General features: G+C 51.4%; 13 protein-coding genes and 1 pseudogene. 10 read left to right on the top strand and 4 right to left on the bottom strand.

Annotation, left to right across the window (positions count from 1 at the left end; translation table 11 throughout):
* Positions 1-48: 48 nt before the first annotated feature.
* From FBQ85_05385 to FBQ85_05345, 9 genes and pseudogenes are all read left to right on the top strand, one after another.
* Positions 49-866: pseudogene (locus FBQ85_05385) on the top strand (succinylglutamate desuccinylase).
* Positions 867-1502: 636 nt separating this feature from the next.
* Entirely contained in the window at positions 1503-3749 is a 2247-nt protein-coding gene (locus FBQ85_05380) for a hypothetical protein (protein ID MDL1874592.1), read from the top strand.
* Positions 3750-3754: 5 nt separating this feature from the next.
* The gene (locus tag FBQ85_05375) at positions 3755-4771 is read left to right on the top strand and encodes a zinc-binding dehydrogenase (GenBank protein ID MDL1874591.1); all 1017 of its coding nucleotides are present in this window, start codon (positions 3755-3757) and stop codon (positions 4769-4771) included.
* 24 nt (positions 4772-4795) lie between these two features.
* Positions 4796-5764, top strand: a complete 969-nt coding sequence (locus tag FBQ85_05370) for a C-terminal binding protein (protein ID MDL1874590.1) — start codon at positions 4796-4798, stop codon at positions 5762-5764.
* A 10-nt stretch (positions 5765-5774) separates the two neighbouring features.
* A complete protein-coding gene (locus FBQ85_05365; protein ID MDL1874589.1) occupies positions 5775-6581 on the top strand; it encodes a fumarylacetoacetate hydrolase family protein in 807 nt (268 codons plus the stop codon).
* On the top strand, positions 6568-7242 hold the full coding sequence (locus FBQ85_05360; GenBank protein MDL1874588.1) for a cyclase family protein: 675 nt from the start codon (positions 6568-6570) through the stop codon (positions 7240-7242). The genes FBQ85_05365 and FBQ85_05360 overlap by 14 nt, the downstream gene beginning before the upstream one ends.
* Positions 7011-7991, top strand: coding sequence for an SDR family oxidoreductase (locus FBQ85_05355; GenBank protein ID MDL1874587.1), 981 nt, complete (start codon positions 7011-7013; stop codon positions 7989-7991). The genes FBQ85_05360 and FBQ85_05355 overlap by 232 nt, the downstream gene beginning before the upstream one ends.
* 214 nt (positions 7992-8205) lie before the next feature.
* A complete protein-coding gene (locus tag FBQ85_05350) occupies positions 8206-9207 on the top strand; it encodes a methyltransferase (GenBank protein MDL1874586.1) in 1002 nt (333 codons plus the stop codon).
* A gap of 242 nt (positions 9208-9449) precedes the next feature.
* Complete coding sequence (locus FBQ85_05345) at positions 9450-9800, top strand: hypothetical protein (GenBank protein MDL1874585.1); 351 nt, start codon at positions 9450-9452, stop codon at positions 9798-9800.
* A 189-nt stretch (positions 9801-9989) separates the two neighbouring features.
* Here FBQ85_05345 and FBQ85_05340 read toward each other — a convergent pair whose 3' ends face one another.
* The 4 genes from FBQ85_05340 to FBQ85_05325 form a co-directional block, all read right to left on the bottom strand.
* On the bottom strand, positions 9990-10343 hold the full coding sequence (locus FBQ85_05340) for a hypothetical protein (GenBank protein ID MDL1874584.1): 354 nt from the start codon (positions 10341-10343) through the stop codon (positions 9990-9992).
* Positions 10344-10454: 111 nt separating this feature from the next.
* On the bottom strand, positions 10455-11789 hold the full coding sequence (locus tag FBQ85_05335) for a Gfo/Idh/MocA family oxidoreductase (GenBank protein ID MDL1874583.1): 1335 nt from the start codon (positions 11787-11789) through the stop codon (positions 10455-10457).
* Between the two features lie 3 nt (positions 11790-11792).
* On the bottom strand, positions 11793-13157 hold the full coding sequence (locus FBQ85_05330; GenBank protein MDL1874582.1) for a DUF1080 domain-containing protein: 1365 nt from the start codon (positions 13155-13157) through the stop codon (positions 11793-11795).
* 84 nt (positions 13158-13241) lie between these two features.
* On the bottom strand, positions 13242-14267 hold the full coding sequence (locus FBQ85_05325) for a serine hydrolase (GenBank protein ID MDL1874581.1): 1026 nt from the start codon (positions 14265-14267) through the stop codon (positions 13242-13244).
* Between the two features lie 279 nt (positions 14268-14546).
* Here FBQ85_05325 and FBQ85_05320 point away from each other — a divergent pair.
* The coding region (locus FBQ85_05320; GenBank protein MDL1874580.1) for a solute:sodium symporter family transporter at positions 14547-14763 on the top strand (217 nt) is incomplete at its 3' end.

Genomic DNA, 14763 nt, shown 5'->3' with positions numbered 1-14763 from the left:
CAATTATTGAAGAGAAGCGGCTTCTCAAAGCGGCCGTTAAAATCAAGGCCGAAATTCAACAACAGCGCAAGCCGGAACACCAAGCCCGGCGACGGCTATCCGCCTTACTTTGAAATACCCACGCCGTGGGGCAGCAAAAATTTTCGCTTCGGTGAGCGGGATGCTGCGCCGCTGGATCAGTGGCCCGACCCGGATGTGTCTGTACATTATCCTGAAGGTCAGTTGCTTTCCTATCTGGACGTCAGAAATACCAACCGCACCTGGCCGGGCCGGCCGGATGGCCCGCTGATGGAGCAGGTGACTTATGCGGCGATGCAATTGATGCGAGAAGAAAAGGCGGATCTCGCCATCGACTTGTACGGCGCCGAGACTATGTTTCCCGTGACCAACTGTATTGTAGCGCCGGAAAAATCCATGCGCATTGCCACCATGGCATCACTAACTGTCAAGGCCTTGGAAGGTTTTGAGAACCATGTCGAGCCTTCTCCGCAGGGATTTCGCGGCCTTTCGCATCGCGAGATCGGCGACTATTCTGAAACAATGCCGTTTCTACTAGAAGCCCCTTTCCTTTTCTGGATCAGCCCACGGGGCCGAAGACGCTGGATCTGCTTCTCAACGGCAAAGATCCGTTTCTCTTGAGCCTGGCGAAACAACAAAAGCTTTTTGTGCCCTATGATGAAAACGGATGGCCGGTGGCGAAGCGCGTGGAACAACAGCACTGTTCCGCGGCATTGGAAATCATCAATCAATTCTCGCACAAGAATGCCGATAAAGCAATCAATGTGAGCAATGTGCCGCGCTATGCAGAAATCGTCGAAAACGGGGTTGGGCATTATTTTCGCGACCCGAATAAAGCCCCAAGGGGAGTGTTTATCAGAATTGAATCCTTATTGAGATCTCACAAAAAGCCTCTTTACTTGTGCCGATAAAGTCTCTAGCTGCTCGAAGGTCTGCGATTTTCAGTCTGTCTAAAAAACGATGTGGGGCATTGCACACCAAAAACCTAAAAATCTAGACTTTTTGAAACAGAAGTGAACGGAGTCAACATAGAAAAAAACTCCGTTATCTCTTTTCACTCCTGTTCTGGCTCTTTATCGAATTCGAGGCGCCCGAGGGGCTTAGGTTTCCCGCTTAACCGAAAATCGGCGGAAGCTTCTTCAAAGCTAAATCGCTGCCAAAAGCAGACTTGTTCGATGAGTACCATTTCAATTTGTATTTATGCGGGTTTCATGACTATTTTGAAAACCTTCAGCTTTCTCGATTTGGGGTAAAAGAATTCACGCGGAAACCCAAAGCCGGAAAGGGGCGCAAAGATTTCTTATTCATTCGTTGTTTTCATTCCGGGAAGACTGAGCTTAAGAAGCCTTTGTTTTCCAACTGGTCTGAAAAGTTGCGTAGTTCTTTCGTGTTTGCAATTGTTGAAGATTTATTGCATTGTTATCCCTGTGTTTTGCGTTTACAAGCCATCACAACAATACTTCAACTTAAGCTCACTTTCGACCATGAAAAACCGCCATAGCATTTCTCTTGTCCTCATTTCAATTCTCCTAACGGCATTGCCTGGCTGTCATCAACAACCGCAGAGTCATGTCATTCACGTTTCTCCGCACGGTCGCGACAACTGGTCTGGACGCCTTGCCCAACCGAATGCAGAGCAGACTGATGGGCCGCTGCAATCTTTAATCGCTGCACAAAATGCTGTAAAACAGCTCAAGCGTGAACCTGATCGCTCGCCGCGGAACATCGTCGTACAACTTCACACGGGGGTGTATTCGATTTCCAAAACTCTCTCATTCGATGCCGAAGATTCCGGCACAGACTCCATTGCAGTCATTTGGCAAGCAGCTCCAGACGAGATGGTTGTTCTCAGCGGCGGACAGGAAATTGGCAACTTCGAACCTGTGAAAGACGCAACGATATTACAGCGACTCTCAGCGCCTGCTCGTACGCATGTGATGCAAGCCAGTCTGCCAGCGCAAGGCGTTCAAGATTTTGGCGCGATAAGCGAAAAGGATGAGCCAGGGCTGGAAGTCTTCTTCAATGATGCGCGCCTGCAATTGGCGCGTTATCCCAATGCGGGCTATTTGAAAATCACCAACGTGCCGCAAACCGGCGCCAAATTACTCAACGCAGGAAGCTGGCAGTGGCAGCGCTTCGGCATTCCGGTCGGACGGCATTTCGGGCGGATTCGCTACGCCGGCGATCATCCGCGCCACTGGCAACCGGCGCCGGATATTTGGCTGCACGGCTATTTCTGCTGGGACTGGCGCGATGGCTTTCAACCAGTCCAAAGCATTGATGCAAAGAAACAAGAAATCACCCTCGCGCCGCCCTACCACAATTACGGCTTTCATCAGGAACAGCGTTTCTACTTTCTCAATGTTTTGGAAGAGTTGGATCAGCCCGGCGAATGGTATCTCGACCGTGAGCGTGGCATGTTATATCTCTGGCCACCCGCACCACTCGAAAATGCCTCGGTCAAAGTATCGGTGCTGCAAGGGCCACTGCTGGCGTTAAACAACACCTCGCATCTCCGGTTCGAAAATATCACTTTTGAGTTGGGCCGTACCAACGGCATCGAAATCAAAGGCGGCAGCCACAACCTTATCGCCGGTTGCACCGTGCGCAACGCCGGCATGACTGCCATTGTTATTGATGGCGGAGACTACCAAGGCGTGCAGAGTTGTGATATCTACAACATTGGCGGCGGTGGGGTCATTTTAAACAGCGGCGATCGCAAGACGTTGACTTCCGGTAATAGTTTTGTCGATAACACACATTTTCATCATTTTGGTCAAGTGCGCAAGACAACTTGCCCGGCGATTGACACGCGCGGCGTCGGTACGCGCATCTCACACAATCTGCTGCACGATTCACCTGACGCCGGTGTAATGTATTGGGGCAATGAAATGCTTTTGGAGTACAATGAAGTTCATCATATCGCCAAGGAAAGCGATGATGTCGGCGCATTTTATTTTGGCCGGGATTACACGATGCGGGGAAACGTGATTCGGTATAATTACTTTCATCATTTGCAAAAGCCCATGCACGTTGGAGTAATGTCAGTGTACCTCGACGACTTTGCCAGCGGCGCGACGATATTCGGCAATATCTTTTACAAAGCCGGGCGCGCCGTGTTCATGGGCGGCGGGCGCGATCATTTAATTGAAAACAACATTCTTGTGGAATGTTCGCCCTCGATTTTTCTTGATGCGCGCGGACTCGTACGCAACACGGAATTTTTTGACGGCCGCATCACGACGCTGATCGACCGGATGAAGGAGATGAATTACAATGAGCCGCCTTACAGTGAAAAATATCCGGAGCTGCTGACGCTCTACAACGATGATCCGGCGCGGCCCAAATACAACCGCATTCGGCGCAACATTTCCGTGGGCGGGCGCTGGCTGGATTTGTACAGCGGTCTCGATCTGTCGTTGCTCGAAATCAAAAACAATCTCATCGCCGATTCGGTGATTTTTCGCAGCAGCGCCGAAACCGGCGTGGAGACGGAAAACTTTACCGAGTTCCAGCACGAGAATGCAGCGATGGCAGAAAAATTCGCGCAGCTCGGCAACAAAATCATCGCCGGTGATCCGGGTTTCGTGGATATGGCGAATGCTGATTTCCGTTTGCGGGACGACTCTCCAGCGTTCCAGCTTGGCTTCGAAAAAATTCCCATTGACAAAATCGGGTTATATATCGATGCGTATCGAACCGCATTGCCGGACAAAGCGGGAACGAATTGAAAGAGATGAAAACGCTTTTTTATCCCGAATGGGATCGGCTCGAGGTACGGGAGCAGCCCATTCCAAAAATCGCCGGTGATGAAGTGTTGCTACGCGTCGCCGCGTGTGGCATTTGCGGCAGCGAGCTGGAAACTTTCAAAAACCGCAACCCGCGCCGCACGCCGCCGTTGATTATGGGACATGAATTCTGCGGCACGATAGTCGAATCTGGCGACGCCTTTCAAGCATTTCATAAGGGACAAAAAGTCATCAGCCACTCCGTGGCGAATTGCGGCGCGTGCCGTCCATGTCGACGCGGCAACACCCATCTTTGTGAAAATCGCCAAATTTTCGGCATGCACCGGCCCGGGGCGTTTGCGGAATTTATCAATGTGCCAGCCCAATGTTTGATTCGCTGGCCGGAAGATTTGCCCGCGGCGACCGCTTGTCTCGCCGAACCGCTGGCGAATGGTGTGCACGTCGCCAATTTGATAAAAACCCGCCATCCGAAAATGATTTGCGTCCTGGGCGCCGGACCTATTGGGTTGTTGTGTCAACAGGCGGCACAAATTCTATTGGGCAGCACGACGATTGTTTCCGATTTCATCCCCGAACGTTTGGAGATTGCAAAAAAATTAGGCGCACAAGTCACAGTCAACGCGCGGCAAGAAAATGCCGTCGAAGTTGTTCGCGAGATTACCAGCAATGAAGGTGTTGACGTGGTTATCGACGCGGTCGGAGCTGCCACGACCAAACAGCAAGCGTTGGAGATGGTTCGCCCCGGCGGCGCAGTGGTGTGGATTGGCCTGCATGAAAACACCATCGCCTTCGATTCCTACAAAGTGACGCTGCCGGAAGTGACCATTTATGGCAGTTATGCCGCGACGCTGCACGAGTTGCAAGAGGCCGTGAACCTGATGGCCAGCCGGCGCGTCGAAGTTGAAAGCTGGGTGCAGACCTTTCCGCTTGCCGACGGCGTGACGGCATTTCAAAAAATGTTGGCGGCCAAAGGATCAGATGTCAAGGCCGTGCTGGTGCCATAATAATTTTCAAAAAAAATCTTGAATATGCCCGCACACAAAGTTCTTTACACCGATCATGGTTTCGCCTCGCTCGCCAGTGAGAAGCAAATCATCGAGGCTGCAGATGCTGAACTGATCGTCGCGCAGTGCAAAACCGCGACAGACGTCATCGCCCTCGCGCCGGAGGCTGACGCGCTGCTGGTGCAATGGGCGCCGATCACCGCCGAGGTGATTCGCGCGCTGCGCCGGTGCAAAGTCATCGTGCGTCTCGGCATCGGAGTGGATAACGTGGCGGTGGACGCGGCAACGGCGCATGGCATTCCGGTTTGCAATGTGCCGGACTATTGCATCGACGAAGTGGCGGATCACACCGTGGCGCTGGCGTTGGCACTCGCCCGGCAAATTCCATTCGTTGATCGGCGCGTGCGTGATAAAATTTGGAAGATCACGCCGCCGGCGCCGATGCCGGCATTTAAAGACATGATCTTTGCCACCATGGGTTTTGGCCGGATTGCACAGGCGGTGCAACGACGCATGCAAAGTTTCGGTTGCACCAGCATTGCCCATGATCCGTTTGTCTCCCGCGAGGTGTTGCAGTCGGCGCGTGTTGTCGCGAAGCCACTCGACGAAGTTTTTGCCACTGCGGATATTCTTTCGCTGCACTGCCCTTTGACGCCAGAGACTCATCATCTCATCAACCCCGCGAGGCTGCGGCAGATGAAACCGAGGGCTATTCTCATTAATACTGCACGAGGCGCATTGGTGGATACGGTAGCGCTGGCGCAGGCGCTGCGTAATGGAGAGATCGCCGCTGCCGGGCTTGACGTGTTCGAGCCGGAACCTTTGCCGGATGATCATCCGTTGCGATTCTGTGAGCAGGCGATTCTCACCTCGCATATCGCCTGGTACAGCGAGCGCAGCGCTCCGGCGTTGCAACGCAAAGCTGCCGAAGAAATCGTCCGCGGCTTGCGCGGCGAGCCGTTGAAAAATCAAATTAATATCAAAAAAATTTGAGCGGCCGCCGATGAAGATCATCCGGTTTTTGAACGACAACAGTGACATTTGTTACGGCACGCCGGCCAGTACGGGCAAGGCGAATCTCATTCGCGGCGATATTTTTGGCTATTTTGAAATCACCAAAGAAGTCATCGTCATCAAAAAATTGCTCGCGCCCATCGCGCCGGCGCAGATTCTCGGTACCGGCCTAAATTACCGGCAGCATGCGAAAGAAGGCGGCATGGCGATTCCCGAATATCCGGTTTTGTTCGTGAAGGGACTGAATACGCTGCAACATCCGGGTGAGCCGATTGTGATCCCAACGCATCTGCGGAGCGACAAAGTCGATTATGAATGCGAGTTGGCCGTGGTGATTGGCAAGACCTGCAAGAACGTCAGCCGGAGCGAGGCGCTCGACTACGTGTTGGGTTACACTTGTGCCAATGACGTCAGCGCGCGCGATTGGCAGCTCGAACGCGGCGGCGGGCAGTGGTGCCGGGGAAAATTTTTTGATACGTTCACGCCCCTCGGGCCGCAGTTGATTACAAAAGACGAATTGCCCGCGCCAAATCATTTGCAAATTAAAACCATTCTCAACGGCGAAGTGAAGCAAGACTGGAACACTGATGATATGATTTTTGATGTCCCCGCCTTGATCGAATTTTTCAGCGGCAGCACCACCTTGCCGCCGGGCACGGTGATTCTCACCGGCACACCGCACGGTGTCGGCATGGCGCAGCAGCCGCCGCGCTGGCTGCGTCCCGGCGATGAAGTGACGATTGAAATCGAAAACATCGGCCGGCTCACCAATCCGGTTGTTGATGAAAAAAACTAACAGGAAACGTGATATGAAATTGATCGATCTCTCCCATCCGTTGGAACACGGGCAGTTGAATTTTCCGTGGGATCCCAAAATCAGCGTGGTGGTACACAATACTGTGACCTCCATCGGCTACAACATCACGCAGATCAGCATGTCTACTCATCAGGGCACGCATCTCGATGCGCCGTTTCATTTTTATGATGACGGAAAAACCCTCGATCAAATGCGGCTGGAACAATTTTATGGGAAAGCCACACTGATCGATCTCGCTCCGGGCAGCGCGCTGGCGGCGAAAACGCCTCTGACCATCGAGATGTTTAAACCGCATGCAGAAAAGTTTCACCGGGGCGCGAAAGTTATTTACCGCACTGGTTGGGATCGCCAATTTGGCACCGCCGAGTATTTCGCAGAATTTCCAACTTTGACGTTGGAAGTGGCGCAATGGATGGCCGGTCGCAAAATCGGCATGCTGGGCATGGACACTCCGACGCCCAGCACCGCCTGGAAAGAATGCCATCACATTTTATTAAAAGCCGGCGTCGAAATCGTCATCGTCGAGGGATTGACGCATTTGGAGCAGCTTCCGGAAACGTTCATCTTCATGGGTTTCCCGTTGAACATCAAAGGCCGGGATGGATCACCGATTCGGGCCGTCGCTTTGGTGGAGGATTGAACATGCGAGGTTTGAAAGATCAAGTCGCCATCGTGACCGGCGGGCTGGGTGATCTCGGCTACGCCAGCGCCGCGCGTTTGGTGGAAGACGGCTGCCGCGTGGCGTTGTTTGATATCAAACCTGATCCGCAGCAACGCGCCGCGCAGATCGGTTGTTCACTTTTTCAGGTTGACATCAGCAATGAGTCGCAAATCGAGCAAGCCTGCGAAGCCGTGGCGGCGCAGTTAGGCCCGGCATCGATTTTGGTCAACTCGGCAGCTTATTTTATTTTCAAAAGTGTCGATGCCGCCGTGGAAGATTGGCAGCGGATTCTGAGCGTCAACGTGATGGGCACCTCGCTGGTCGCCAAACACGCGGTGCCGCAAATGAAAAAATTAGGAAAGGGAAGCATTGTCAATTTTTCGTCGGTTAGCGGATTTGTCGGCCAGCCGAATTTCGCAACATACAATTCCACCAAGTTTGCCATTCGCGGCTTGACCAAATGTTGGGCCCAGGATCTCGCGCCGTATGGCATCCGTGTCAACAGTTTGTGCCCGGGATATATTTACACCTCGGCGTTTGTCAACTCTTGCAAGCAACTTGGCCGCAACATTGAGGAAGAAGACCGCAAAGCTGCGGCCATGCACTTGCTTGGCCGGCAAGGCAAGCCGGAGGAAGTGGCGGCAGCGGTGGCGTTTCTCGCGAGCGATGAAGCCTCGTTCATTACCGGCAGCGATCTTTTGGTGGACGGCGGCTATCTGGCGAAATAATCTCGATACCGTACCATGAAAGATCAATCGGCGTTTGATCCGCTTGTGATAAGATTAGGCGAATGCGCTGTAAGAAAATAAACCACTGGATAAATATTCTGGCACGCGTTTGATTCCTACCTGTATTGGTGGAGCTTAATGCAGACTGGCAGAGTGCTTGCCATATCATTTGAACAAATTTTCAAACTTACTGGGAAGCATTCAAGAGATACATATGACATCGCGTGAATTAGTCAAAGCCACATTGGAATTTGCCTCGCCAACGAGAATCCCGCGGCAACTCTGGCTGTTGCCTTGGGCCAGCGAACGCTATCCCCGCGAGTTGCGGCAAATTCAAGAAATTTTCTCTGATGATATCATCGCCTCACCGCCATTTTATCAGGAATCTCCCAAAACTGTTGGAGACATGTATGCCCCCGGTATTTACGTTGACGAGTGGGGATGTCGTTTTGAAAATGTCGAGCCGGGTATCATTGGCATTGTCCATGAGCCACTGTTGGAAGATTGGCAAGATGTAGAAAAGATCAAATGCCCAGCGGAGCTGCTCAGTGTTGACGTTGAACAAGTGAACGCGTTTTGCCGAAGCACCGATAAATTCGTGCTCTCCGGTTGCGGGCCACGCCCCTTTGAACAGTTGCAGTTCATTCGCAGCGCGGAAAACCTTTTGCTCGATCTCGCGCAGCAACCAGCCGGGCTGTTGGTTTTGCTGGAACGCCTGCACCAATTTTATTGCAAACAACTTGAATTGTGGGCGACGACGGAAGTAGATGCGTTGACCTTCCTGGACGATTGGGGCATGCAAAACTCTATGCTGATTTCGCCCGTGATGTGGCGCAAGTTGTTCAAGCCGCTGTATCGTGATTACATCGAGATTGCGCACGCGCATGGCAAGTATGCGTTCATGCACTCGGATGGCTATATCCTTGACATTCTGCCGGACTTGATTGAGTTGGGATTGGATGCTATCAATGCGCAAATCTTTTGCATGGGCGTGGAGAAATTAAACGCATGCTGCAAAGGCAAGATTACGTTCTGGGGAGAAATCGACCGGCAGTATCTTTTGCCTTATGGCACTGCGGATGAAATCGTGCGCGCCGTCAAGAGCGTTCATGAAGCCCTGTATGCCAACGGTGGAATCATTGCCCAATGCGAGTTTGGCCCGGGCGCAAAGCCGGAAAACGTTCATCTGGTATTTGAAACGTGGAGCAGGTTATAAATGAAATGCCTTGCGCCGACCAGCAAGAACAATGAAAATCGTTGCAATGTGTGACAAACAGCAAACTGGAAAATCCTGTGGGAGATCATATAACTTCCACGCCCTTGGACACCCGTTCGCCTGTTTTAAAAATATGCAAACTGAGTCTTGCAGAAATCGTAGAAAAGACAGCGATAAGACCCCCGATCGCGTGATATGAATGAATTGATCTCCGTAGCGATGGATTGCCGCGTGTAATCAATGTGCAACGTCGCAGTACAATTCAGCGGGATTTCCATTTCAGTGGGCGAGAACTTCAAACGGCTAAATTCTTACCTTTGATAAATGACGGATCATTGCGCGATATTACTTTTTTGCCGCGCACCTCGCACGAGACCATCACTTATGGCTCGAGCGGACTCTTTATGACCGCAGGCGATCTGGTTTTTTGGTGTCAGTCTCTTTTTACCGGAAAAGTCCTCAAGCAATCATCTCTGGCGCAGATGTTAAGCTTCAATCAGCAAGGCTATGGCCTGGGCATGGCGGGGGCAATATTGGAACCTCCGCTTGCATGGCATATTTGCCTGACTTCGAAACCACCATCGTGGTCATGATCAATGCTTTTCATGGAAAATGCCTGGATCGAATCCTAGAAGATCTGATTGAAATCATAGCAAATCACTGGCATCAAAAAAACAGTCGCCCATTACGACGCCATGAACAAAGCAAAATATGAATGAGATGAATGGAAGGTATATGAAATGGATTGTATGTGAGATGGCTTTTTGAGTTGTTTTCAATAATCACTTTGACGAGAGGATTAGCGCAACGGCGTCGCTTCCGATTTGCTGTTGGACGGACTCCTGCTGCACGATGCGCACACGATAGATAAGCCAGGCGCAGGCCAGCAACGCAATGATCGCTGCTCCGATCAATACCGGGCGAAGTTGATCATAACTCAATCTCCGTATGAGAACAAGGCCGAGAATCAAGCCGATTATTGCGCCTCCAACGCCATAGCCCAGCGCTATCGCCGGACCAGCCAGGCCGCTGTCGCCGGGCACGAAAAGCGTCCCCACCAAAGTCCCAGCAATCAGGCTGAGAAACCCCAGTATTAAAACGAAACAAATGCCAAGTAATGTTTTGGATTTTGACATGACTTGATCAAGAGGTTGCCGTGATCCCAATGAAACGATTGTGCATGCTGGCGTTTGTTGCGTTCAACACACCAAGCCTGGAGAATCACATTTGGCCGGGCACTACTTGATTTATAATTTCAATTCCCAGCCGCGTTCATATTCACGGCGCCACATTTTCATGGCTGGTTTATCTTTAAGAATATGGCCATTCGAGGTATCGAGGTTTAATGAGCGCCCAACTTTCCAGGCGATATTTGACAATTGCAGCATCGTTACGCTTACATTGCCTTCTGCAATGGGGGAATGAAGTTTTTCATTCAATGTGATGGCATTGATGAAATTCTGAAAATGTGCCGTGGTCAGCGGGCCCTCGCCCCTTGTGTCCAGCGCCGCATCTTTTTCCGGCTTGGCATACTCAAACACTTTTTCATCGATGGCATTGTAAATCTCATAGCCATCGCGATCGATTAGAATGGCGCCTTCCGTGCCGTGAATCATGGCGCCGCGGCCGCGGCCGTAATACTTCTTGCCCTGACAACTACGGCCTTCCCAGGTAATCATTTTGCCGTCATATTCGTAGTTGGTTACCAGCGTGTCATAAAACTCCCAATCATCTTTGAAATGATACCGGCCGCCGGCGGCGCTGACACGCTGCGGATATTTGACCTCTAATGCCCAGAGGCAAACATCGACTTCGTGTGTGCCGTTATTCAACGTTTCGCCTGTGCCCCAATGCCAAAACCAATGCCAGTTGTAAGGATGAACGTTATCGCGATAAGCGCGCCGCGGCGCCGGGCCCTGCCAGAGTTCCCAATCCAAATAATCGGGCACGGCGACCTGCTTGCCAACGCCGATTGATTTTCTTTCATTACTGTACCAGGCTTTGCCGAAATAAGCTTTGCCGATCACGCCTTCTCTGATTTTTTGAATCGCCTCCATCGTGTGCAACGAGGAACGCTGTTGATTGCCCATCTGCACCAACTTGCCATACTTCTTCTGTGCCTGCACCAACAACTCGCCTTCAGCGGGATTGTGGCTGGGCGGCTTCTCGACATATACATGCTTGCCGGCCTGCAATCCCATGATCGCCATGTGGGTGTGCCAATGTTCCGGCGTGCAGATCGTGATCGCATCGACGTCTTTTGAATCGAGAAACGTGCGAAAATCCTTGGCCTGCACTGGCGATTGTCCAAACTTCCCCTGCACGTTCAAGGCAAAAGGATCGAGTTCTCTTTTGTCAACGTCGCAAATGTGTGTGACCATTGCGTTTTTGCAATCCGCGAGAGCGGAAAGATGACCGTAGCCCCGGCCGTGCAATCCGATGATGGCAAAATTCACGCGCTCATTCGCGCCCAGGATGCGACGATAGCTTTTGGCGGAGAACGCGTTCGCCCTGAATGCCAGTCCGGCAGAGGCGAGGGAAGCAGTTTTCAGAAAATCTCTTCTGGAAAAGTTTGTTGCCATGGCTCAATCCGTGATTTTGATCTTGATATTTTTGAAAGAGACTTCATCGCCGTGATCTTGCAGCAGAATGTGGCCCTCCGGCAGCTCGCCGAACCTGGGCCAGACTACATATTTGCTGCGCGCCACCAATGCCCGCCACATTTGCGTTCCCCGTTCGTAATCCACCACTTTAATGCCGTTCAAAAAATGTTGCACGTGATTGCCATCGACCACGATTCTTGCTCGATTCCAGTTGTATTGATTGACACGTTTGGCAATGGCCTCGTTGGGCGCATAGAATTTGGCGTCGGCGGGAATCAAATCATACAAGGAGGCCAGCGTACGATTGCCGTTTGCGCCCTGTTTGGCATCAGGATGATGCTCATCGTCGAGAATTTGATATTCACAACCAATGGCTGAGCCTTCACCCTGGTTCAATTCGGTATTGACAAAATACTTGATGCCACTGTTGGCGCCCTTGGTGAGTTTGAAGTCAACCTCCAGAACGAAATTCTTGTACTTTTTCATCGTCACGATATCGCCGCCTTGCTGAGATTCGCCGCCGGCGCCTTTCATGACGGTTAAGACACCGTCAGCGATTTTCCAGCCTTTTCCTGGAAAATGATCCAGCCTCGCGCCGCGCCAACCATTCGTGGTCTTGCCGTCCCACAGCAGTTCCCAGCCCTCACTTTTTTCCCGCTCCGTCAATTGATTCGTGAGATAGCTGATTTGTGGAATCTCGCTTGACCCCGAGCGTTTCTCTTTCACCAGATTTATTCTTTTGATGCGAAGGTTGCGGAACTGTACGGTTCTGCCGTCCAGCTCGCGATCATTGCCAATGCTGTGTACCTGCAATGCCACAAAACCTTTTGTCGTCATATCATCAACGAGGTCGGCCGTGGGAACCTCGTTCAGCCACACACGAATGTGATTACCGATGGCTTCGACGCGGAATTTGTTCCAAGCATTGGGTTGGTAGGCGGTTTTGGCCTTGGGATTGCATTCGAGATTGTAGAGCCAGCCTCTGCGGGCTTCATCATAAATGCCGCCGCTCCATGCACGCGGCGAAGGATCAATCTCGATTTGATAACCGTGCACGCGGCCGTTTTCATAGTCCGGCTTGCTCAGGCTACGAATTTGCACACCGGAATTCAGGCCGTCATCAAGTTTGGCTTCGAACTCCAGAATGAAGTCGTCGAATTCATCTTTGGTGGCCAAAAATGTATTCGGTGTGTTTATTTTGCTCACGCCCAAGATAACGCCGTTTTCAATCTTGAACTCTGCGGTTCCGTTCAACACGCGCCAATTGTTCAAATTTTTGCCGTTGAACAGTTTCTCCCAGCCCGCTTGTTCTTGAGCATAACCTGAAAAAGCCAGGCATAGTGCCATGACAAAAAGAGTTGGTCTCACAATGACTCCCTTACCGAATAAACAAGCAATGCTTGAATAAACGTTTAGAAATTGGCATTTCAATTATTTGATCAACGCCGGCTCGACATAAGTTCCATAACGCGTGGCGTTGCCCAGTCGCCAAAAATAATCATACAGGATGCGCGAGATTTCTTTCATGGCGGACTTGGCCTCGCCGTTCATCTCATATTTTTCCATGACGGCAACGGCGTAAGGGCGTTCTTTAAGATAAACAATTGCCCATTCAGTTGAGACGCCGGGAATACCGCCGGGCTTGAATGCCGCGGGAAGGTTCGCGGGCAATCCGGCATTGAGGCCGCCTGATTTTGGCTTCTTCAAAATCTCGAGAATTTCATCGCACACCTGCCGATTCAAAAATTCGCCCCGATGGAGAATTTCCATAATGCGAACAGCTTCGAACGGGGTCGAAAGGTTTTCCTCGCCCTTGCCGGAAGCGGCGGCGTTGATCATGCGACGCTGCAAGCGGGTCTGCGTGAGGCCAAGTGATGACATGGTGCGATTGACGTTCTCCATGCCAACCAAATCGATGAGCATATTCGTAGCAGTATTGTCGCTCAGCACGATCATCAAGATGGCAAGATCACGGATGCTCAATTGGGAGGTGTGATCGCCGAGCTGCTGCAGAATGCCGCTGCCGCCGACTTTGTGCTCTTTGTCGATCCAGCGCAAATCCATTAGTCTGAATTTGCCCTCGGTTGCCTGTTTGTAAACCTCCATCAAAACGGGAATCTTGATGGCGCTGCCCTGGGGGAAAATCATGTTCTCGTTGACGCCGAAGCGTTCACCCGAGGTGAGATCAAGCGCTGCGATACCCATCACACCGCTTACGTTGCCGGCGATTTCCCAGAGTTTGGCTTCTGTCTTCTCGTGAACAACCTCCCAGTTTTCCGGTTGTGCTGAAAGCGAAAATGCCAGAAGGAGATGGGCAAAAATCTGGAGCAATGGTTTTTGCATGGCGTGGTTCCACAGTGAGTTTAGTGGCAGATGCGATGATGAAATCGCTGGGTCATTATCGCCGAAGCAGCGAGTCTCGCCGGGCTGAAAATGCATGCGAACGGCGAAAATCATTTTAAGAATATCTTTTGCTTAGTCAAGCGCAAATTTAATATGAAGCGCACGAACCTGCGGCAGCCGGGTCCTTTAGAAAAGCGCTTGACATTACATAATGGGCGCTTATTTTGATCGCATGCGTTGGGAAAGATATGGGAATAAAAGTCACTTCAAATTTTCACATTAGTTTTTCTTTATCGATCGGTAGAGCCGGAGCTGGTATGTTCCATTCGGCAAGTTCATTCTATGTTTGTTGAAAGTTGAGAGCGCCCGGCCGCAACATGCGAAAGGAATAGTATGGAACTCAGTCTGCTGGATGTTATCCTGTTTTTGGCCTTTTTTGCGGTGGTGATCGGCTTCAGCATGTACAAGAGCCGCAAGGAAGAAACCAGCGAAGATTATTTTCTCGCGAGCCGGGGATTGCACTGGCCGCTTATCGGGCTTTCTCTGATCGCCGCAAACATTTCCACCGAACATTTCGTCGGTATGTCCGGGCAGGGGGCGGGGCTCGCCG

Source organism: Cytophagia bacterium CHB2 (assembly GCA_030263535.1).
Lineage (GTDB): Bacteria > Zhuqueibacterota > Zhuqueibacteria > Zhuqueibacterales > Zhuqueibacteraceae > Coneutiohabitans.
This window is presented reverse-complemented; position numbering and strand designations above follow the sequence as displayed.